Raw genomic sequence first — 20,678 nt, forward strand, 5'->3', positions numbered from 1 at the left:
GAGGGAACGCGGGCTTACTTCTGGTAGACCCAGCAATCGTCGATGATCAGTTCGTAGTGGCCCGCCGTTTCGTCCTTGCGGCTGTGGTGACGCGCGATATCGGCGATCAGCCATTGCGGTTTCAGGACTTCTTGGGTCGAAGGCCATCGCGCGACCTCCACAATCCGATCTTCGGATGTGCCAAAAAACACGCGCACAAAATCTCGCTCGATCGTCGCGCCGTACCACTTCCACTGATCGTCCCACAGGTTCGTCGGCGTCCATGGGGTGTCCGCGCCCTCGCCGACACGGAAGAACTTGCTGAGGTAATGGCGCTTTTCCCACCGGCCCGGCAGCGTGCGCCACGCGTTGATCACGTGCTGGGTGAAGTCGATGCCGTCGGGTTCCCAATTGACGGCTTCGATGAAATCCATCTCGCACTCGCTCTCGGTAAGGCGAATGAACTCGTTGACGGACTTCATCCAAAACGCCGTCCACGCGCCCGGCGGGTTCCCGTTGTCGCGCATGCGCGCCTTCCACAACACGGCAAACGGTGCCTCATAGAGGCGGCCACGGCCATCCAGATTGCATGACGCCATGACCGCGCCGCGAAACCGGCCGTTCGATAGCTCACGCAGATGCAGGGTCAGTTCCGAGCCCGATTGGGTGAAGGCGGGGGGATCGCTGTCCACGCGACCCAATTGCGCGACGCCCGTGCCCGCCGGATGCACCGGCGCCCACCAGGGTCCCTCACCTTGTTCTTCGTCGGTCACCGACATGGTGTCGAAGGGATCGTGAAACACGGGCGACCATTCGGACATGTCCCAAGGCGTCCCCTGGTGGTCCCAGAGCTTACGCGGCTCGGTCTCGCTGCCTTTGAAGTATGTCGTGATCTCGGCCCACTTTTCGCGCGATGTCTCGACATAGGGCAGCGCATCATCCGGCGCCTCGACCGGAGGGGCGCTGGCATACGGGTGGCTGGGGTCCAGCGTGATGCCGTACTTGTGCGCCGCCCAACCGACCAGCTTTTCGATCCTGCTTTGACCAATCTCGTTTTGGCAGATGATCAGATCGCCAGCCTTGAACGCGACATCACCGCCGATCTGACCGTCCTTCGGCTCACGTGGCGCGTTGAAGGTGACGTTGGTGCCTGTTTCGACCGGCGGCGACCCGTCGAACGAGGCCAGAATGATGCCGTCCTCGCGCCATGTCGCGATGACATGCGTGCCCAGTTCCGCCGCCCAGGCATGCGTATGGGGTTTGTCCCATGCCTTCCAAACCGCGGTGAACTCACCGTTCTGCCAGCCCATGGCCGGCACCATGCACCGCGCGCCACGATTGCCGTTCAGATAAAAGAACCAGCCGCTATCGGAGGGAACGCTGTCAAAGGAAACCACGAACACCGCGGTCCGGTGCGCGCGATGCGCCATCGACTGATAGGGGACCGTCAGCGCATCCCCGATATCAAACGAGACGAAGTCGCCGGCCGGTGTTGGGGAACCGCTGAGTGGTGCCGCCGTCGTGAATCCTGTGCTGTCGGCCCATGCGCCGATAAACGTCTCCGGCTTGAACCAGAGCCAGACATCCTCACCCAGGCGGTTCGGAGTCCACAGTGTCATGACATGCCGGGTCGCATCAGCCCTGGCGTTCGACCATCATCTTCTTGGTCTCGGCGATCGCCTTGGCCGGGTTCAGATGTTTCGGACAGGCCTTCGCGCAATTCATGATGGTGTGGCAGCGGTAGAGCTTGAATGGGTCTTCCAGCTCGTCGAGCCGCTCCCCGGTCGCCTCGTCGCGGCTGTCGGCAAGCCATCGGTAGGCCTGCAACAGAATTGCCGGGCCGAGATATCGGTCGGAGTTCCACCAGTAGCTGGGGCAGCTTGTCTGACAGCAGAAGCACAGAATGCACTCATAAAGCCCGTCCAGCTCGGCGCGTTCTTCCGGTGACTGCAGGCGCTCCTTGTCTGGCGACGCCGGCGTTTCGTTGCGCATCCACGGCTTGATCGACGCCAACTGCTCGTACATGTGGTTGAGGTCGGGCACCAGATCCTTGACCACGGCCATGTGCGGCAGCGGGAAAATCTTGACGTCGCTCTTCACGTCGTCGATCGGTTTGAGGCAGGCAAGTGTGTTGGTGCCGTCAATGTTCATCGCACAGGAACCGCAAATACCTTCGCGGCACGAGCGGCGGAACGTCAGCGACGAGTCCATCTCGTTCTTGATCTTGATCAGCGCGTCCAAAACCATCGGCCCGCACTTCGATAAGTCGACCTCGAACGTGTCGATGGTCGGATTATCGCCACTGTCGGGATCGTAACGGTAGACGCGGAACGACTTGACGTTGCTGGCGCCGTCCGGCGCCTTACGGGTCTTGCCGTCGGTCCACCGCGAATTGCGAGGCAGTCGAAACTCGACCATTTGATCTCTCTCCTAACTCGCCGCCGCTCAGTAAACCCGAGCCTTCGGCGGGAAGCTCTGGACGTCGTTGGTCAATGTATTCATATGGACCGGCCGGAAGTCGATGAAAGGTTTGCCGTCGTCACCGAGCCAGACAACGGTGTGTTTCATCCAGTTATCGTCGTCGCGATCGGGGAAGTCCTCGCGCGCGTGGGCGCCACGGCTTTCCTTGCGGTTCTCAGCACAGTTCATGGTAATGACCGCGTGACGCAAGAGGTTGTCGAGTTCCCAGGTCTCCATCAGATCGGTGTTCCAGATCATCGACTGATCGGAGACATGGAGATCGTCAAAACTCTTGAAGACCTCGCCAATGTTCTGCACGCCCTGCTCGAGCGTTTCCTGTGTGCGGAAGACAGCGGCGTCCTTCTGCATCGTGCGTTGCATGGCATCACGGATGGCCGCGGTCGGCGTACCGCCCTTGGCATGACGCATCCGGTCAAGGCGGTCGATTGTTGCCTGCCCGGCATCGCTCGGCAGCTCACGCTTGGTCGCGTGCGGTTCAATCAGATCAGCGGCGCGCTGGGCGGTAGCGCGACCAAAGACGACGAGATCAAGAAGCGAGTTAGAACCCAATCGATTGGCGCCGTGTACGGACACGCACGCCGCCTCGCCTGCCGCCATCAAGCCGGGCACGACCGCATTGGGATCGCCGTCGCGTACGGTCAGGACCTCGCCATGGAAGTTGGTCGGAATACCGCCCATGTTGTAGTGCACGGTGGGCAGAACGGGGATCGGTTCCTTTGTTACGTCGACGCCTGAGAAAACGCGCGCGCTTTCCGAGATGCCCGGCAAGCGCTGGTGGATGATCGCGGGATCCAAGTGGTCGAGCTTCAGCAACACATGGTCCTTGTCCTCGCCGACGCCGCGTCCCTCGCGGATCTCAATCGTCATGGCGCGGCTGACGACGTCGCGGCTGGCCAGGTCCTTGGCGTGCGGCGCATGGCGTTCCATGAAACGCTCGCCTTCGGAATTGACGAGGTAGCCCCCCTCGCCGCGCACGCCCTCGGTAATCAGGACGCCCGCGCCATAGATGCCGGTCGGATGAAACTGCACGAACTCCGGATCCTGGATCGGCAGGCCGGCGCGCAGCACCATGCCGCCGCCATCGCCGGTGCAGGTGTGGGCTGACGTGCACGAGAAGTAACAACGGCCATAGCCGCCGGTCGCCAGGATCGTCAGGCCGGCGTTGAAGCGGTGCAGCGTACCGTCTTCCAGGCACCAGGCCATGACGCCGCGGCACGTACCCTCGTCATCCATGATCAGATCGAGCGCGAAGTATTCCAGGAAGAACTGGGCCTGGTGGCGCAGCGACTGCTGGTAAAGCGTGTGCAGGATGGCATGACCGGTGCGGTCGGCGGCGGCGCAGGTGCGCTGCGCGGTGCCCTCGCCGTAATCGGTCGTCATGCCGCCGAAGGCGCGCTGATAGATCTTGCCTTCGGGCGTGCGCGAGAACGGCACGCCATAATGTTCCAACTCAATGACGGCGGCCGGCGCTTCGCGGCACATGTACTCGATCGCGTCCTGGTCACCCAACCAGTCAGAACCCTTGACGGTGTCGTACATGTGGAACCGCCAGTCATCGCGGCCCATGTTGCCGAGCGCGGCGGAGATACCGCCTTGCGCCGCAACGGTGTGGCTGCGGGTCGGAAAGACCTTTGTGATGCAGGCGGTGTGCAGGCCGGCCTCGGCCAGCCCCAAGGTGGCGCGCAAGCCCGCGCCGCCCGCACCAACGACGATGACGTCATAGGTGTGGTCGACGATCGTATAGCTGGGCGAAGCTTCCGCCATGCTGAGACCCTTCCTGTCCTAAACGGCGATCAAAACGATCGACATGATGCCGGCGACCATCAACAAGCCGGTCCCAAGCGTTAGCAAGATTTGCAACGCCATCTTCCAGGCTTCGTGATGGATGTAGTCCTCGATCACCACCTGCACGCCAAGTTTCATGTGCCACAGGCCGACGCCGACGATCAGGGCGAACAAGACCGCCACCACCGGGTGACCAACCAGGGCGCGAAACTCGACATGGCTGGCGTCCGCCAATTGTGGCAGCAGGCCGACAAAGAAAAGGACCAAGGGGATCATGGCGACCGCGGTCAGTCGCTGATGCCACCAGTGTCGCATGCCCGACTTGGCCGATCCCATGCGTCTTAGATGACGGCTATTCATCACAAGACCCCCATGGCGGTCAGACCGAAGATCCACGCGATGGTCGTCAAGACGACGCAACCGATGACAACGGCCCACCCGGTGCGCGCCATGGTCGTCAGGTCAAAACCGTGACCCATGTCCCAGAACAAGTGCCGTATCCCGTTCAGCAGGTGATAGAACAAACATAACGAGAACAGGATCAGGAAGGCGTAGCCCAGCCACGATCCCGCGATGGCCTGTGCAAATTCGAAGTACGCTTCACCGGATGCGGCCAAAACGAGCCAGATCACGAAAAACAGCGCGCCGAGCGACAGGACCAGGCCGGTCATACGATGACTGATCGACAGAACCGACGAGATTTGCGGCCGGTAGATCTGCATATGCGGCGATAGCGGCCGTTCTGGTGTGTCTGCCATGGGTCTTCCGATCACATTCCACTTCCGCTGGCGATAACGATCAACGTCATGCTGCACTGCAAAATAATGCTACGACTTTAGGTCCGGTCCCCGGAAGCGTCAACGAACCAAGGCCTATCGCCGTCACCTACACCGCACGCGGCATCAAGACCCACATGTCAAAGTCCAGGACAACGCCGGGATGATCCTCGTCATCGCCGTCCTTGTCGGGATAATCGCCGCTTAAGTGGTCCTTGACCCCGATCATGCGGATCCTGAGCGCGCCGACATCCTGCCTGCCGTCGATCTCTTCCTTGGCCAGAACCTGGGACCAGGCATAGAGGGTGTCGCCGGCAAAGAATGGCGCGACATGGCGTCCACCGTTGATCGCGGCAACGCGAAACGCGTTGGCCAGGCCGTTGAAGCTGAGCGCACGGGCCAAACTGATGACATGGCCGCCATAGACAATACGTCGCCCAAAGCGTGTGTCGTGGGCTTGATGCTGGTTGAAGTGAACCTTTGCCGTGTTCTGATAGAGCCGAGTCGCCATCTGGTGCTCGGCCTCTTCCAGTGTCATGCCGTCGACGTGGTCGATGCGATCGCCAGCATTGAAATCATCCCATAACCGCTCATCGCCGGCCAAAACCGTGTCGTAGGCGGCGAGATCCAGCCCCTTGGGCACGGTGAGGTCTTGCGCCCCAACGGCCTGGGGCAGGTCGGGCACTTCCGAATCAGGCGCCGGGCTTTCAGGGTCCCGCTTGTTGACCATGACCCATCGCACATAGTCCAAGACCTTCTTCTTGAACTGGTTGGTGCCGATCGAACGCACCCATACGATGCCCGCCTTGCCGTTTGAGAGCTCGCGGCGGCCAATAACGCGGCTTTCGGTTTTCAGCGTGTCGCCGGGATAGACCGGCTTGCCGAACCGGCCGGACGCGTAGCCCAGGTTGGCGATCGCGTTGAGCGAGATATCCGGCACCGTCTTACCGAAGACGATGTTGAAGACGAGGATATCGTCCAACGGGCTGCCCATGAGGCCCAATTGCTGGGCAAAGGTATCAGCGGAGTTGATCGCAAAACGCGACCCGGTCAGCGCCGTATAGAGCGCGACATCACCGGTCGTCACCGTGCGTGGCGTGGCGTGCCGCAACACGGTGCCGGGGATGAAATCCTCAAAGAAATTACCGTCAGTCGACCAACTCATGCGGCGGGAGCCTCCCGCTCAGCAATCGCCGTCGCCAACGCGATCGTGCGCTGCGCGTCCTGAACATGCAGGTTCTCGATCAACCGGCCATCGACCACGACAACGCCCTTGCCGGTTTCCGCGGCCTCCTCATGCGCATCGATGATACGCTGGGCCCAGGCTACCTCTTCCTGGCTGGGTCCGAACACACGGTTGGCGATGTCGATCTGCTTGGGATGGATCAGCGTCTTGCCGTCAAAACCCATCTCGTGTCCCTGCTCACACGCGGCTTCAAAACTCTCCATATCGTCAAGCGCCAGATGGACGCCGTCGATGATGCTGATATCGAAGGCGCGCGCGGCCAGCAGACACAGGCTCAAGCCCGTCAGCATCGGTACGCGGCTGCGTGTGTGCTGGGCCTGCAGGTCCTTCGTCAGGTCGGACGTTCCCATGACAAAGCTTCCGATGCGCGGACTGGCCGAAGCGATACGCTCGGCGTGCAAAATGCCCAGTGGCGTCTCCATCATGCACCAGATGGCGGTATCCGGCGGGGCGCCGGCGACGTCCATGATCGACAGGACCTCGCGGATGTAGCCTGCGCCCTCGACCTTGGGCAGCAGCAGCGCGTGGGGACGGCAGCGCGACACCGCAATGATGTCATCGCGCCCCCAGGGCGTCGCCAGGCCGTTGATCCGCACGACCAGCTCGCGCTTGCCGAACCCGCCTTCGGTCAGCGCGCTGCAGACAAGCACCCGCGCTTTCTCTTTCGCGTCCGGGGCGACCGCATCCTCCAGATCCAAAATCAGCGTGTCGGCGGCAAGATCTCTTGCCTTTTCGAGCGCGCGGGGATTAGATCCCGGCATGTAGAGTACGCTGCGGCGCGGTCTTATTGTACGCGGCATGTCTTGCCTCCTGATGGGAACCGCGCGCTACTATAGTGATAGGTCTTCTCCGGACAACCGCCCGGGCATTGCAATCTCATGGACGTTCTCACAATCCAGTCCCTGGTGGCCCGGGGGCATGTCGGTCTTAATGCCGCCGTCTTACCGCTCCAGCTCCTGGGTTTCGAGGTCGACGCGGTGCCCACCGTCGTGTTTTCGAACCATCTGGGGTGGGATACGTTCAAAGGTAAGCCGCTGGACCACCAATGGGTTCACGATTTGGTCGACGGTGTCGCCGAGCGCGGCATGAAGGATTGCCGGGCACTCTTGACCGGGTTCATCGGCGGGCCGGAGTTGGGTGGCGTCGTGCTCCATGCGCTCGATACATTGCGGGCGCAAAATCCCAAGGCGATCTATGCCTGCGATCCGGTAATGGGTAACGAAGACGGGTTTTTTGTCGCGCCGAAGGTGCCGGAGTATCTGCGCGATCACATTGTGCCACGCGCCGATATCCTGTTCCCCAATCACATGGAACTCGAGTTTCTGGTCGGCCGCCAGATCCACAACGTCGCCGAGGCGCGCGAGGCAGCCCAGGAGATTCGCGCCCTGGGGCCCGAAGCGGTGATCGTGACGTCGCTGGAGGCGCGCGCCGACTTCCCTGACACCATCCCGGTCGTTGTTGTCGACGGCAAGGGCGCGTGGCAGGCAGAGGTGGCCCGCCTGGACGTGCCGGTCGACGGCGCCGGCGACCTGTTCGCTGCGATCTACACGGCCGCGTCCCTCAAAGGCGAACCGACCGAAGATTGCCTGGCCCATGCGCTGGCTTCGACCCACGGGGTGTTGCGCAAGACCGTTGAACTCGGCCTGCCGGAGATCGCTCTCGTCGCGGCGCGGGACGAAATCGTCTCACCCTCGGCGCAGGTACCCGTCACCGCCATGGACTGAGCACATTGCCGCATCGCTGCGGCGGCACTAACCTCATCACTCAGGCAAGTTATGGGAGACGCGCAATGATCCGCAGCATGGACCATGTCTCAATCGTTGTGGCTGACCTGGAAAGCGCCAAAGCGTTCTTCGGCGTGCTTGGATTCGAGGTCGAGCACGACTCCGTCATCAGGGGCAAGATCTTCGCCGACTACATGGGCGTCGAGGGCATCGAGGCCAATCACGTCACGATGGTTATGCCGGGGTCGTCGCCGCGCTTTGATGTGCAACTCGTGCACTACCAGCATCCCGACGCGGTCGATGACCCGGAAATCCACAATCTCGCCAAGCTCGGTTACAACCACGTCGGCTATGCCGTCGACGACGTCGAGGCGATGGTCGAGAAGGTCCGCGCGAACGGCTTCGAAACGCGCGGCGACATCCTGAACTACCACGACCGAAAGCTCGTCTTCCTAGAAGGCCCGGGCGGCGTGACCGTCGAACTGGCCGAGTGGCACTAAAGCGTCAGCTCGCCTTCGGCAGCGCGCCCTTCAGGAACCGGCGGTCCATCTCCTCGGCGATCTGCACCGCGTTGAGCGCGGCGCCCTTGCGCAGGTTGTCGGAGACGACCCACATGGAAAGGCCGTTCTCGATCGTCGGGTCCTTGCGTATACGGCTGACATAGACAGCGTCCTCGCCGGCACAATCCTTCTGCGTGATGTAGCCGCCGGGCGCGTGCTCATCCAACACGACGATGCCGTCGGACTCCTGCAGTTGCTCGCGCGCGTCCTCGACCGCCAGCGGTGACGCGAACTCCACGTTGACCGCTTCGGCGTGGCCGACAAAGACCGGTACGCGCACGCAGGTCGCGTGCACCTGGATCGCGGGATCCAGGATCTTCTTTGTCTCGACGACCATCTTCCATTCTTCCTTGGTCGAGCCGTCATCCATGAAGACGTCGATCTGCGGGATGCAGTTGAAGGCGATCTCCTTCTGAAACGTGTCAGGCTCCGACGTTTCGTTCCAGAACTTGTTCTTCGTCTGCAGATAAAGCTCGTCCATACCCTTCTTGCCGGCACCGCCCACCGACTGATAGGTCGCGACGACAACGCGCTTGATCGTTGCCAGATCGTGCAGCGGCTTCAGCGCCACCAGCATCTGGATCGTCGAGCAGTTGGGATTGGAGATGATGTAGCGGTTTTCGTATCCGGCAAGCGCTTCGGCGTTCACCTCCGGCACGACAAGCGGGATATCCTCGTCATAGCGGAAGCGCGAGGTGTTATCGATGACGATGCAATCGGCGGCGGCAGCGCGCGGTGCATGCTCGTCGGACACCTTGGCGCCCGGCGAAAAGAGCGCCAGCTCGGTGCCCTTGAAGTCGAAGGTGGCGAGGTCCTGAACCTTAAGCGTGTGGTCCTCGCCAAACGAGACCTCGCGCCCGACCGAGTTAGCCGAGGCGAGCGCCACCATGTCGTCGACCGGAAAGCTCCGCTCGGCGAGGATCTGCAGCATCTCGTTGCCGACCGCGCCCGTGGCGCCGACAACCGCCATTTTGTAACCCATCACCCTCTCCTTTCGCCGCCCGGACGAAGCTCGCCGGGCATCATACAATCAAAGCAACAAAAAAGGGGCCTTCCGGCCCCTTCGGTCATCCTATGGCACGCCAACCGGGCCGGTGGTCAGCGCCTCCCTACCGGGGTTTTGGTCGTGGTCGTGGTCATGGCTGCACCGCCAGCGGCGGCGGCCAGGACGACCGGGTTGATGAAACAAACGTTCAGCATGGGACCAAAACACGTGCGAATCGGTTATCGATGGCGCGGAATATGGCGTCAGTCGGTCCAATGTGCAAGGCCCCAAAAGAAACAGGCGACACGGGCTAAGTCAGGCGGGCGGGCTCGACCCGGCTCGCAGGCTGGGCCATTCTGACGTCATGATCAGACACCCGCACGGAGACGATGAGGACCCATGACACGAGAACGCAAGGTCGCCATCGTCACCGGCTCGGCGACCGGCATTGGTGCGGCATGCGCGCGGCGCCTGGCCGGCGACGGATGGAACGTCGTCATCAACTTCACCAAGAGCGAAGCCGAAGCCCAACAAACCGCCCGGCAGTGCCGCGATGCCGGCGCCGACTTCTTCATTTGCCACGGCAGCGTTGCCGACGACGAGGCCTGCCGGTCCATGGTTGATGCCGCGGTGGGCCGATGGGGCCGCCTTGACGCGCTCGTCAACAATGCCGGCACGACCCGCTTTGTGCCACTCAACGAAATGGACGCGGTAGTCCCGGAGGACTTCGAGAAGATCATCAGCGTCAATGTGCGCGGCGCCTTTCAGATGGCGCGCGCCGCTGAGGAAGCGTTGCGCGCGACACGCGGCAGCGTCGTCAACATCTCATCCCATTCCGGCATGTCGGGTTATGGCAGCTCCGTCGTCTATGCGGCGTCGAAGGGTGCGCTTAACACGCTGACCATGTCGCTGGCGCGGATCCTGGCGCCGGAGGTCCGGGTCAATGCGGTGTGCCCCGGCTATGTCGACACGCGCTGGTCGGCGCGGCGATTGGGACCGGACGACTACGCAAAGTTTCGTGACAGGGTGCGCGATCTATCGATGCTCAAACACTTGGCAAGCGCCGAGGATGTCGCCGATGCGGTCGCCTGGTTCGCCGGCGGCGCACCGGCCGTCACCGGTCAGTTGCTGGTCGTCGATTCAGGCACACACCTGACGGTCAATACGCCTTAGAGCGGATCGTGGTTAGGTGGAACCGCTCTCTATCTATGAGAAGAGCAGATTCACCTGTCCTGACGAAGTCGCGAAGCGATTCCATCAAAACAGGATCTGCTCTAGTAGAAGCTAGTCGACCGCTTTGTCGAGTTCGCGCAGGATGGCGTCGGCCATGGTGCTGGTCGAGACGCGCGCCTTGCCGTCTTGCATGATGTCGGCGGTCCGCAAACCGCTCTCCAACACCCGTTCGATCGCGGTCTCCAGCAGTTGCGCCTCTTCGGCCAAATCGAAGGAATAGCGCAGCATCATCGAAAAGCTCTGCAGTGTCGCGAGCGGGTTGGCCATGTCCTTGCCCGCGATGTCCGGCGCCGACCCGTGGACGGGTTCATAAAGCGACGGAATACGGCCGCCTGCCTCCGCGCCCAATGACGCCGAGGGCAACATGCCGAGCGAGCCGGTCAACATCGCCGCCGCATCCGACAGAATGTCGCCGAACATGTTGCCGGTCACGATAACGTCGAACTGTTTGGGGTCGCGCACCAACTGCATGGCCGCGTTGTCGACATACATGTGCGACAGCTCGATGTCGGCGTACTCTTCTTCGTGCAGCTTGATGACTTCTTCGCGCCACAGAATGGAGACATCCAGCACGTTGGCCTTGTCGACACTGCACACACGCCCGTTGCGTTTCTTGGCCAGGTCGAAGGCGACACGGGCGATGCGCCGCACCTCATCGGTCGTATAGACCATGGTGTTGAAACCCTTGCGCTCGCCGCCGCCCAGGTCGTCGATTCCACGCGGTTCGCCGAAATAGATGCCGCCGGTCAGTTCACGCACGACCATGATGTCGAGGCCCGACACCAGATCCGTCTTCAGGGTCGAGGCTTCCGCCAGGGCCGGGAAGACGACCGCCGGACGCAGGTTGGCAAACAGACCCAACTCCTTGCGAATCTTCAAAAGGCCGGTCTCCGGCTTGTGCTCGCGCGCCAGACCGTCCCACTGCGGACCGCCGACGGCGCCCAACAGAACGGCGTCGGCCTGCTTGGCGCGCTCGATCGCTGAATCGGTCAACGGCGTGCCGTGCGTGTCGAACGCAATGCCGCCGATCAGGTCGTGTTCGATATCGAACTGCAGCGACCGATGTTTGGCGTACCAGTCGATCACCCGTTCCGTTACGGCCATGACCTCGCGGCCAATGCCGTCGCCAGGCAGCATCAGCAGCTGCTTGTTGGCTGTCATCGTATTCCCCCCAAACCAGGACAACTAAAATACGGGCGAACCGCCGGCACAGATGCTTTGCGCCGGTCTTTCCCCTGGAGCACCTAAGGCGCATCCCCTACCAGCGCCTTATCGCGAATGGTAGGGGTTTTTCGACAACCGCCTTACATGCTGGCGCTATGACTCTAAGGCTGGTTGGTTTGCGCGCCGTTGCACCGTCAACGCAAGCTGCAATCGTTGCTGCTACTCGCGCCTAGATCGTTACGTCTCGGCTGTCCATTCCCACATAACGCGTGGTTACTGTCGAAGGCGTCGCGCTGTCGCAACCAGAATTATTCTCTACGGCGTAGTTTCGACACAGTCGTCCGCCATGTAGGCGTGATCATCAGACCCAGGGGTGTTTTTCGCCGCGTTCGGATTCGAAGTCGGTGATCTGATCGTCCATCTGCATGGTTAAGCCGATTTCGTCGAGCCCGTTCAGCAAGCGGTGCTTGCGCGCGGCGTCGATGTCGAACTCGACCTTCTCACCGTCGGGCCGGGTGATCGTCTGTTCTTCCAGGTCGATGGTGAAACGCGCGTTGGCGCCCAACCCGGCGTCGGCGAGCAGGCGGTGCACTTCCCAATCGGGAAGCTCAATGCAGAGGATGCCGTTGTTGACGCAGTTGTTGAAAAAGATGTCGGCGAAGCTGGGCGCGATGACGCAGCGGATGCCGAAATCAAGCAGCGCCCAAGGCGCATGCTCGCGGCTCGATCCGCAGCCGAAGTTCTCGTCGGCGATCAGGACTTCGGCGTTGCGGTAGGCATCCTTGTTCAGGACGAAGTCCGGGATTTCCTCACCGTCAGGCGTGAAGCGCATCTCGTCGAACAGATGCTTGCCCAAACCCGTGCGCTTGATCGTCTTCAGGTACTGCTTGGGAATGATCATGTCGGTGTCGACGTTGATCATCGGAAGCGGCGCGGCGATACCGGTCAGTGTGGTGAACTTGTCCATGATCGTCTCCCTCAGCCTACCAGCTTGCGCACGTCAGTCAGCGTTCCGGTCACGGCGGCTGCAGCCGCCATGGCGGGACTGACCAGATGGGTGCGCCCGCCTCGCCCCTGTCGGCCTTCGAAGTTGCGGTTCGACGTCGAGGCGCAGCGCTCGCCGGGCTCCAGCTTGTCAGCGTTCATCGCCAGACACATGGAGCAGCCGGGTTCGCGCCAGTCGAAACCGGCATCGACCAGAACCTGGGCGATGCCCTCTTCCTCGGCCTGCTGCTTCACCAGACCCGAGCCCGGCACAACCATGGCATTGACATTCCCGGCGACCTTGCGGCCCTTGGCGACCTCTGCGACAGCGCGCAGATCCTCGATTCGACCGTTGGTGCAACTGCCGATAAAGACGCGATCGATCGCGATGCCGTCGAGCGGCGTTCCCGGCTTCAGGTCCATGTAGTTCAACGACCGCACCATGGCGTCGCGGTGATGGTCCTCGGCGCAGTCGGCGGGATCGGGTACGTGGCTGGAGATCGGCAAGACGTTCTCCGGGCTGGTACCCCAGGTGACCTGCGGTTCGATCTTGGCCGCGTCCAGGAAGACTTCCTTGTCAAAATGCGCGCCCTCATCGGTCGGCAGCGAGAGCCAATAGTCGACGGCCTGGTCCCAATGATCACCCGTCGGCGCCATGGGTCGACCCTTCACGTACGTGATTGTGGTGTCGTCGGGCGCGATCAGGCCGGCGCGCGCGCCGCCTTCGATGGTCATGTTGCAGACCGTCATGCGCCCTTCCATGGTCAGGCCGCGGATGACCGAGCCCGCATACTCAATGACATGGCCGGTGCCGCCGGCCGTGCCGATGGCGCCGATGATGGCCAGCACCACGTCCTTGGCGGTAATGCCGATCGGCACTTCGCCGTCGACCTTGACCAGCATGTTCTTGGGCTTGTCCTCGACCATAGTCTGGGTCGCCAGGACGTGCTCGACCTCGCTGGTGCCGATACCAAACGCCAGCGCGCCGAACGCACCGTGGGTCGAGGTGTGGCTATCACCGCACACGACCGTCATGCCAGGCTGAATGAAACCCTGCTCAGGCCCGATGATGTGCACGATGCCCTGGCGCGGATCGCTCATGCCGAACAGTTGGACGCCGAACTCCTCGCAATTCATGGTCAGGGTCTCGACCTGAATGCGGGATTGTTCGTCGTCGATGCCGAGATTGCGGTCGTGGGTCGGCACGTTGTGGTCGGCGACTGCCAGCGTCGCGGCCGGGCGCCGGACCCGGCGGCCGTGATTGCGCAATCCTTCAAAGGCCTGAGGGCTGGTCACCTCGTGCACGAGGTGACGATCGATATAGATGACCGGTGTTCCGTCGTCATTATGGGCGACGACGTGATCGTCCCAGATCTTGTCAAACAGCGTGCGGGGTTTGGTCATGGTGTCTGATCAACTCCGTCGTTCTTTGTGGCGACCGACGGTGTCGCCGGCCGCACCCGGCGCGTTCGTCAGGCGCCGTTGTCAGGTTTCTTTGAGCGGTCCTCGCGCTTCTCCGCGATACGGGCCGCCTTGCCAGTACGTCCACGAAGGTAATAGAGCTTGGCGCGGCGCACATCGCCCCGGCGCACGACCTCGATGCCCGCGATGCGCGGCGAATAGAGCGGAAAGACCTGCTCGACACCTTCGCCGTTGGAGATCTTGCGCACCGTGAACGACGAGTTGAGGCCGCGGTTCTTGCGCGCAATGCACACGCCCTCATAGTTCTGAACACGCTCGCGCGTGCCTTCGATGACGCGCAACGCGACGCGAACCGTATCGCCGGGCGCGAAATCGGGGATCGCCTTTTCAGCGGTCAGTTTGTCGATCTGCTGCTGCTCAATTGTCTCGACGACGTTCATCTCACATTCCTCCAGCCGCGGCCTGCCGGCATTGTTCCTATCAGGTGTCGTGATCGCGCCTATAGCGTCGCCATAGATCCGGTCGGCGCCGGCGCGTGATCTTCTCGGCTTCCTGCTGACGCCACTGGCGGACCTTCTCGTGGTGACCCGACAGCAGAACCTCCGGCACATCGCGCCCTTCCCAGGGGTTGGGCCGCGTATAGTGCGGATACTCCAGCAATCCGCCTTCGAAACTCTCCTCGTCCAATCCTTGCGGCGCGCCGACGACACCTGGCAACAAACGCACACAGGCATCGATCAAGGCGATAGCCGCCGGTTCTCCGCCCGACAGCACGAAGTCACCGATCGAGATCTCCTCCATCTCCCGCGCCTCAATCACCCGCTCGTCCACGCCCTCGAAACGGCCACAGACGATGGTGAGACGGCGAAGCCGGGACAGTTCCCTCACCCGTGCTTGCGTCAGCGGCGCACCGCGCGGGGTCAGGTAGATCAGCGCTTCGTCCTCCCCCTCGCCGGCCGTGGCATCGATCGCTGCGGCCAAAACGTCGGGCCGCATCACCATGCCTGGCCCGCCGCCGAAGGGGCTGTCGTCAACAGAGCGGTGTTTATTACGCGCAAAATCGCGAATGTCCACCGTTTCCAACGCCCACAGGCCGGATTCCAGCGCCTTTCCAGGCAGCGATGCGCCCAGCGGCCCCGGGAACATCTCCGGAAACAGGGTCAGCACGGTCGCGGCCCAGGGTTTCTGCGGGTTTTCAGCCATCGTCAACGAGACCTGGCGGCGGATCGGCCACCAGTTTAGCGTTTTCGAGATCGACCACCGGGACGGCCTCGCGGGTGAAGGGAATGATCACGGTCTTGTTGGCACCATCCGGCAGGACCTCCAGAAAGGCACCGGCACCATGGTCATGGACAGCCGTCACCCGGCCCAGCGCATGACCGTCGACGTGCTGGACAGCCAGGCCGATGAGGTCATGGAAGTAGAACTCGTCGTCGTCTTCGGGCTCCGGCAGGTCGGCGCGGCGCAGATAGAGCCTGGTTCCGGTCAGCGCGGCGGCCGTATCCCGGTCCTCGACGCCCTCGACGGCGGCAACGATCTGGTTGTTCTTGAGACGTTCCAGCAGGCGTAAGGTCAACGTGCCCTCGCCCGGCCCGACCGAGAGCGGTCCATAGGCCACGACGCTGTCGGGCTCCTCGCTGAAACAAGTGATCTTGAGAGCGCCGCGGACACCCTTGGGCGCGCCAATGACCGCCATGCAGACCCATTCGCCGGCGCCGTCGTCGGACGGCGCCCGGGGTTCAGCCGGCCGGCTTCTCCTCGCCATCCTCGGCGGGCTCCTCGGCAGGTGCCTCCTCGGCCGGCGCTTCTCCTGCCTCGGCGGGCGCTTCTTCAGCAGGCGCGTCGGCGGCTTCCTCGCTGGCTTCCGCAGCCGCAGCCTCTTCCGCCTCGGCAGCAGCCTTGGCCTCGGCTTCAGCCTCCGCGGCCGCCTTGGCGGCCTCTTCCTCGCGGATCTTCTGCTTGCCCGAACCCTTCGTGCGTTCCCGCATCGGGATGATGTCGGCCGAACCCAGGAAGATCGCGACCCGGTCGGTCGGCGTGGCGCCTCTCTCGAGCCAGTACTTGATACGGTCCGTATCCATGGTCAGGCGCTCGGGATCGTCCTTGGCCAGCAGCGGCTGATAGAGGCCGAGCCTCTCGATAAAACGACCGTCACGGGCGCGCCGGGAATCGGCGACCACGATTCGGTACATCGGGCGTTTCTTGGCGCCACCGCGCGAAAGGCGAATCTTCAAGGCCATACGTCGTCTATCCTCTTGTTTCTCAAGCGAAAACTACCACAATCGGCTGCGATCCCGGCATGCGGCCTGAGAAACTGCTCAATAAATCTGGAAACCGGAGCGGCTACATAATGCCGAAGTGGGAGAATCGCAAGCTTTCGATGGCCCTGGCATTACCGCCCGTTAGACACCGAACCCCTCATCGGACCGAAGCGCACAGCGGTTACCGTCGGGATCGGCGAACTCGGCGGTCGTGCCCCAGTCATAATGCAGCACCTTGATCGTGACCCCTTTGCCGCGCAGCCGGGCGCTCACCGCGTCGACATCGGCGACATTGAAGCGGAATTTGGTCGGGCAGCGATCGATCGGCTTCACCTCCGGGTGCGCCTCGCCGCCGGTCTCGACCATCAGGTAAACGCCGCCCATGTCGAAGCAGGTCAACTGCTCGCCCGGCCGGTCGATTTCGTAGAGCAGCGGCAATTCCAAGACCTCGCCATAGAATCGCACGCACGCCTCGTAGTTCTCGGTGTTGAGGATGACGCCGGCTTTCGAGAAATCCATGAGCCCAGTCGAACGCTAGAACTTGAACCCCGGTGGCAGTTTCAGACCGTCGGGCATCGCGCCCGGCAGGTCTGCGGGCAAGTCACCGCCGCCTGGCATGCCCGGAAGGCCGCCCGGCAGCTGGCCCTTTTTGCTCATCTTGCGGACCTTTTTCATCATCGAGTTCATTTCCTGATATTGCTTCAGGATCTTGTTGACGTCGGGAACGTTCACACCGGCGCCGGCCGCGATGCGGCGCTTGCGCGAGGCATTGATGATGCGGGGATCGCGCCGTTCCTTGGGCGTCATCGAGGACAGAATGGCTTCCTGACGGGCCAACAGGCTGTCGTCCATGTTGGCCGCCTTCATCTGCTTCTTCGCCTTGGCGACGCCCGGCATCAGGCTCATCAGACCGTCCATGCCACCCATCTTGCGCAGCTGCTTCAGCTGGCTCGCCATATCCTCCAGGTCGAACTTCTGGCCTTTCTCGAACTTCTTGCGGAATCGCTCGGCCTCGTCCTGTTCGATCGTCTCAGCGGCCTTTTCGACCAGGCTGACGACGTCGCCCATGCCCAGAATGCGCCCGGCGATGCGATCCGGGTGGAACGCCTCCAGTGCGTCCAGCTTTTCACCGACACCGATCAACTTGATCGGACAGCCGGTCACCTGGCGCATGCTGAGCGCGGCACCACCGCGCGCGTCGCCGTCGACGCGGGTCATCACGATGCCGGTGACGCCGACCGTGTCCTTGAAGCTCTGCGCCACATTGACCGCGTCCTGGCCGGTCATGGCGTCGACTACCAGCAGGCTCTCGATCGGGCCGGTCGCGTCGCGCACCGCCGCGGCTTCGGCCATCAACTCATCGTCGACATGCAAGCGCCCGGCCGTATCCAGCATGACCACGTCGAAACCGCCCTTGGCACCCTGGTCCATGGCGCGTTTGGCGATGGCGACCGGCTCCTGGCTGGGCACGATCTCCAAGGTCACCACACCGGCCTGTTCGCCCAAAACCTTCAACTGCTCCTGGGCGGCCGGACGACGGGTGTCGAGCGAGGCCATCAGGACACGTTTCTTGTCGCGCTCCTGCAGACGCCGCGCGATCTTCGCGGTCGAGGTCGTCTTACCGGAACCCTGCAGGCCGACCATCATGATGGCGACCGGCGGGTTGCCCGCCAGATTGAGCTCGCTGGCCTCTGATCCCAGCGTGGCGACCAATTCGTCGTGGACGATCTTGACCACCATCTGACCCGGGTTGACGCCGCGCAGAACCTCCTGGCCAATCGCCTGTTCCTTGACCTTGGCGACGAACTCCTTGACCACCGGCAGCGCGACGTCGGCCTCCAGCAGCGCGACACGCACCTCGCGCAACGCCGCGCCGACATCGTCCTCGCGCAAGGCGCCGCGCCGGCGCATGCGGTCAAAAATGTCGTTCAGCCTGCCGCTTAAGCTATCGAACATGGGTCATCGTCCTTAGAGCCGCGCATACCCACTAGACCGGGCACCACCAATCATATGGTGTCGGGGCGGGCGCGGCGCGACTTTGCAGGGAGGCCCGATACAGGTCAAGATCGCCGCCTTATCCCCGTCCACGTAACCCCACATGAGCACCCAGGAAACCAACCGCCCCGACGCACCATCGCCGAGACCGGACTATGTCAGCAAAGTCGGCATGGCCCTTGGTCCTTTGCTCTTTATCGCGACCCTGCTCGTCGGTCCGCCCGACGGGTTGTCGCCGACCGCTTGGTCGATTGCCGGCTTGGCCGCCTGGATGGCGGCATGGTGGATATCCGAGGCCGTGCCGTTGCCGGCGACATCGCTGCTGCCGATCGTCGTCATCCCCTTGGTCGGCGCCGGCACGGTGAGCGAGGCGACCGAACCGTTCGCGAACCGCATTGTCTTTCTGTTTCTCGGCGGCTTCCTGATCGCGCTTGCGGTCGAACGGTGGGGTCTTCACCGCCGCCTGGCCCTGGCCATCCTGACGCGGCTGCCCGGACGGGCCGATCTTCTGGTCGGCGGGTTCATGGCCGTGTCCGCGTTTCTCAGCATGTGGATGTCGAACGTCGCGGCGATCCTGATGATGCTGCCGATCGGGCTTTCCGTGATCCGCCTGTTGGGCGAGGGCCGCGCGTCGACCGGCCGCGACTTTCCGATGGCGCTGATGCTGGGCATGGCCTACGCGGCCAGCATTGGCGGTGTCGGCACGCTGATCGGCTCGGTGCCGAACGCCTTTGCCGCAGGCATGATGGATGAGGTCTACGGCATCTATGTCGGATTTGGCGCGTGGATGGTCGCCGCCTTGCCACTCAGCATCTCTCTACTGGTGATCACCTGGTTTCTGATGTGCCGCGTCATCTGCCGCTTGCCCAAGGGGGAATTGGCTGGCGCGCGCGAAATCATCGCAGAACGCCATGCCGAACTGGGCGACATGACGACAGCCGAACACCGCGTCGCGCTAATTGGTGGCCTGACGGCCGCCTTGTGGGTTTTTCGTCCGCTTATCGGCGACCTTCTCGGCACAACCGCCCTCACCGATACGGGGATCGCCATCGGCGCGTCGGTTCTTCTCTTCGTAACGCCGGCGGGTCAGGGCAAAGGAAGCCGCCTGCTCGACTGGCCAACCGCCAAACGCGTGCCTTGGGACATTCTGATTCTTTTCGGCGGCGGCCTGTCGCTCGCGGACGCGATCCAGACGACCGGGCTGGCCGGTTGGATCGGCTCCGGCATGGAGGACCTCGCCACCTGGCCGATGATTGTCGTTGTCGGCCTTCTCGTTACCACCGTCATCTTCATGACGGAGGTCGCCAGCAACACCGCGACATCGGCGACCTTTATCCCGATCGCCGCCGCTCTGGCCTTGGTGTTCGCGGTCAGTCCGTTCGATCTTGCCGCGCCCGTCGCGATCGCGGCGAGCTGCGCCTTCATGCTGCCGGTCGCGACGCCGCCAAACGCCATCGTCTACAGCAGCGGGGCCATATCGATGATGCAGATGGTCAGGGCCGGCATCCTGCTCAACGTGATCGCGATAGTCTTGATCTCCGTCTACATCCCGTGGGCGATCAAGTTGGTATTCGGTTGATTACCGCAGTTTACCCATAACCACGCTACCGCTTGCCGGAGGGTCGAATCCGCTTGAGGAAATCCCAGGTCGGCAGGCTTGTCAGACCACCGATGGCGCCAGCGATGTAGCTGGGAATGGCGAACCCGAAAATGAGCTGACATACAAGGCCAGCCACATAACTGCTGAGCAGCATCACCAAGATGGTGATCAAGAGACGCTGCCAAAAAGGTAAGCGATCATTCAAGGGTCTGTTCTCCGCTGCCCGTCGGGCTCAGCGCTCCTCGTGAAGGCGGTAATGAAAGTCGCAGTGGTCGTCGCCCTGCATCAAGGTCTGCTTGCGGGTCAGTTTGAGATTGGGATCGTAGCCTTCGCAGAACGTGCCGTCGCGGTTGCATGAAAGCAGAAAACCGATATCGGCCATGCCCATGTCGCGGTACATCTCCGCATAGCGGCATCGGTTGACCTTGTAGGCATAGGTCGTGTCGGTATGCTCGACGACTTCGGTTTCTAGCGCGCCGTCCG

At 62.6% G+C, this 20,678-nt stretch carries 23 protein-coding genes; 4 read left to right on the top strand and 19 right to left on the bottom strand.

The window, feature by feature from the left end:
* Positions 1–14 precede the first annotated feature (14 nt).
* From AAF563_13370 to AAF563_13400, 7 genes are all read right to left on the bottom strand, one after another.
* A complete protein-coding gene (locus tag AAF563_13370; protein MEM7122267.1) occupies positions 15–1,598 on the bottom strand; it encodes a hypothetical protein in 1,584 nt (527 codons plus the stop codon).
* Between the two features lie 16 nt (positions 1,599–1,614).
* The gene (locus AAF563_13375; GenBank protein ID MEM7122268.1) at positions 1,615–2,397 is read right to left on the bottom strand and encodes a succinate dehydrogenase iron-sulfur subunit; all 783 of its coding nucleotides are present in this window, start codon (positions 2,395–2,397) and stop codon (positions 1,615–1,617) included.
* A gap of 27 nt (positions 2,398–2,424) precedes the next feature.
* Positions 2,425–4,224 (bottom strand): succinate dehydrogenase flavoprotein subunit, encoded by a 1,800-nt coding sequence (gene sdhA, locus AAF563_13380; GenBank protein MEM7122269.1) that lies wholly within the window; start codon positions 4,222–4,224, stop codon positions 2,425–2,427.
* Positions 4,225–4,242: 18 nt separating this feature from the next.
* Entirely contained in the window at positions 4,243–4,605 is a 363-nt protein-coding gene (gene sdhD, locus AAF563_13385) for a succinate dehydrogenase, hydrophobic membrane anchor protein (GenBank protein MEM7122270.1), read from the bottom strand.
* A complete protein-coding gene (gene sdhC / locus AAF563_13390; GenBank protein MEM7122271.1) occupies positions 4,605–5,003 on the bottom strand; it encodes a succinate dehydrogenase, cytochrome b556 subunit in 399 nt (132 codons plus the stop codon). The genes sdhD and sdhC overlap by 1 nt, the downstream gene beginning before the upstream one ends.
* A gap of 127 nt (positions 5,004–5,130) precedes the next feature.
* The gene (locus tag AAF563_13395; GenBank protein ID MEM7122272.1) at positions 5,131–6,186 is read right to left on the bottom strand and encodes a MaoC family dehydratase; all 1,056 of its coding nucleotides are present in this window, start codon (positions 6,184–6,186) and stop codon (positions 5,131–5,133) included.
* Positions 6,183–7,067 carry a CoA ester lyase gene (locus AAF563_13400; GenBank protein MEM7122273.1) on the bottom strand — a complete coding sequence of 295 codons (885 nt, stop codon included), beginning with the start codon at positions 7,065–7,067 and terminating at the stop codon, positions 6,183–6,185. The genes AAF563_13395 and AAF563_13400 overlap by 4 nt, the downstream gene beginning before the upstream one ends.
* A 78-nt stretch (positions 7,068–7,145) precedes the next feature.
* Here AAF563_13400 and pdxY point away from each other — a divergent pair, with 78 nt between their 5' ends.
* On the top strand, positions 7,146–7,991 hold the full coding sequence (gene pdxY / locus AAF563_13405; GenBank protein ID MEM7122274.1) for a pyridoxal kinase: 846 nt from the start codon (positions 7,146–7,148) through the stop codon (positions 7,989–7,991).
* Between the two features lie 65 nt (positions 7,992–8,056).
* The gene (locus tag AAF563_13410) at positions 8,057–8,491 is read left to right on the top strand and encodes a VOC family protein (GenBank protein ID MEM7122275.1); all 435 of its coding nucleotides are present in this window, start codon (positions 8,057–8,059) and stop codon (positions 8,489–8,491) included.
* Positions 8,492–8,495: 4 nt separating this feature from the next.
* Here AAF563_13410 and AAF563_13415 read toward each other — a convergent pair whose 3' ends face one another.
* The gene (locus tag AAF563_13415; GenBank protein MEM7122276.1) at positions 8,496–9,533 is read right to left on the bottom strand and encodes an aspartate-semialdehyde dehydrogenase; all 1,038 of its coding nucleotides are present in this window, start codon (positions 9,531–9,533) and stop codon (positions 8,496–8,498) included.
* Positions 9,534–9,935: 402 nt separating this feature from the next.
* On the opposite strand from AAF563_13415, the gene AAF563_13420 reads away from it, so the two are divergent.
* A complete protein-coding gene (locus tag AAF563_13420; protein ID MEM7122277.1) occupies positions 9,936–10,709 on the top strand; it encodes an SDR family oxidoreductase in 774 nt (257 codons plus the stop codon).
* A gap of 111 nt (positions 10,710–10,820) precedes the next feature.
* On the opposite strand, the gene leuB is transcribed toward AAF563_13420, so the two are convergent.
* The 9 genes from leuB to ffh form a co-directional block, all read right to left on the bottom strand.
* Entirely contained in the window at positions 10,821–11,930 is a 1,110-nt protein-coding gene (gene leuB / locus AAF563_13425; protein ID MEM7122278.1) for a 3-isopropylmalate dehydrogenase, read from the bottom strand.
* A gap of 364 nt (positions 11,931–12,294) precedes the next feature.
* Positions 12,295–12,900, bottom strand: coding sequence for a 3-isopropylmalate dehydratase small subunit (leuD, locus tag AAF563_13430; protein ID MEM7122279.1), 606 nt, complete (start codon positions 12,898–12,900; stop codon positions 12,295–12,297).
* Between the two features lie 11 nt (positions 12,901–12,911).
* Positions 12,912–14,321, bottom strand: coding sequence for a 3-isopropylmalate dehydratase large subunit (gene leuC, locus AAF563_13435; GenBank protein MEM7122280.1), 1,410 nt, complete (start codon positions 14,319–14,321; stop codon positions 12,912–12,914).
* Positions 14,322–14,389: 68 nt separating this feature from the next.
* Complete coding sequence (gene rplS / locus AAF563_13440; protein ID MEM7122281.1) at positions 14,390–14,779, bottom strand: 50S ribosomal protein L19; 390 nt, start codon at positions 14,777–14,779, stop codon at positions 14,390–14,392.
* A gap of 40 nt (positions 14,780–14,819) precedes the next feature.
* Positions 14,820–15,542, bottom strand: a complete 723-nt coding sequence (gene trmD / locus AAF563_13445; protein ID MEM7122282.1) for a tRNA (guanosine(37)-N1)-methyltransferase TrmD — start codon at positions 15,540–15,542, stop codon at positions 14,820–14,822.
* Positions 15,535–16,104, bottom strand: coding sequence for a ribosome maturation factor RimM (rimM, locus tag AAF563_13450; protein ID MEM7122283.1), 570 nt, complete (start codon positions 16,102–16,104; stop codon positions 15,535–15,537). Before rimM ends, trmD begins: the two co-directional genes overlap by 8 nt.
* Positions 16,079–16,579, bottom strand: coding sequence for a 30S ribosomal protein S16 (gene rpsP, locus AAF563_13455; GenBank protein MEM7122284.1), 501 nt, complete (start codon positions 16,577–16,579; stop codon positions 16,079–16,081). Before rpsP ends, rimM begins: the two co-directional genes overlap by 26 nt.
* Positions 16,580–16,741: 162 nt before the next feature.
* A complete protein-coding gene (locus tag AAF563_13460; GenBank protein ID MEM7122285.1) occupies positions 16,742–17,119 on the bottom strand; it encodes a VOC family protein in 378 nt (125 codons plus the stop codon).
* Between the two features lie 15 nt (positions 17,120–17,134).
* On the bottom strand, positions 17,135–18,556 hold the full coding sequence (ffh, locus tag AAF563_13465; GenBank protein MEM7122286.1) for a signal recognition particle protein: 1,422 nt from the start codon (positions 18,554–18,556) through the stop codon (positions 17,135–17,137).
* Positions 18,557–18,698: 142 nt separating this feature from the next.
* On the opposite strand from ffh, the gene AAF563_13470 reads away from it, so the two are divergent.
* Positions 18,699–20,174 carry a DASS family sodium-coupled anion symporter gene (locus AAF563_13470; GenBank protein ID MEM7122287.1) on the top strand — a complete coding sequence of 492 codons (1,476 nt, stop codon included), beginning with the start codon at positions 18,699–18,701 and terminating at the stop codon, positions 20,172–20,174.
* Between the two features lie 25 nt (positions 20,175–20,199).
* On the opposite strand, the gene AAF563_13475 is transcribed toward AAF563_13470, so the two are convergent.
* Together AAF563_13475 and AAF563_13480 are read right to left on the bottom strand one after the other, a co-directional pair.
* The gene (locus tag AAF563_13475) at positions 20,200–20,400 is read right to left on the bottom strand and encodes a hypothetical protein (GenBank protein ID MEM7122288.1); all 201 of its coding nucleotides are present in this window, start codon (positions 20,398–20,400) and stop codon (positions 20,200–20,202) included.
* Positions 20,401–20,427: 27 nt separating this feature from the next.
* Positions 20,428–20,678: L-2-amino-thiazoline-4-carboxylic acid hydrolase (locus tag AAF563_13480; GenBank protein MEM7122289.1), on the bottom strand; the 251-nt coding region annotated here is incomplete at its 5' end.

The sequence above is a fragment of the Pseudomonadota bacterium genome (assembly GCA_039028155.1).
GTDB lineage: Bacteria > Pseudomonadota > Alphaproteobacteria > SP197 > SP197 > JANQGO01.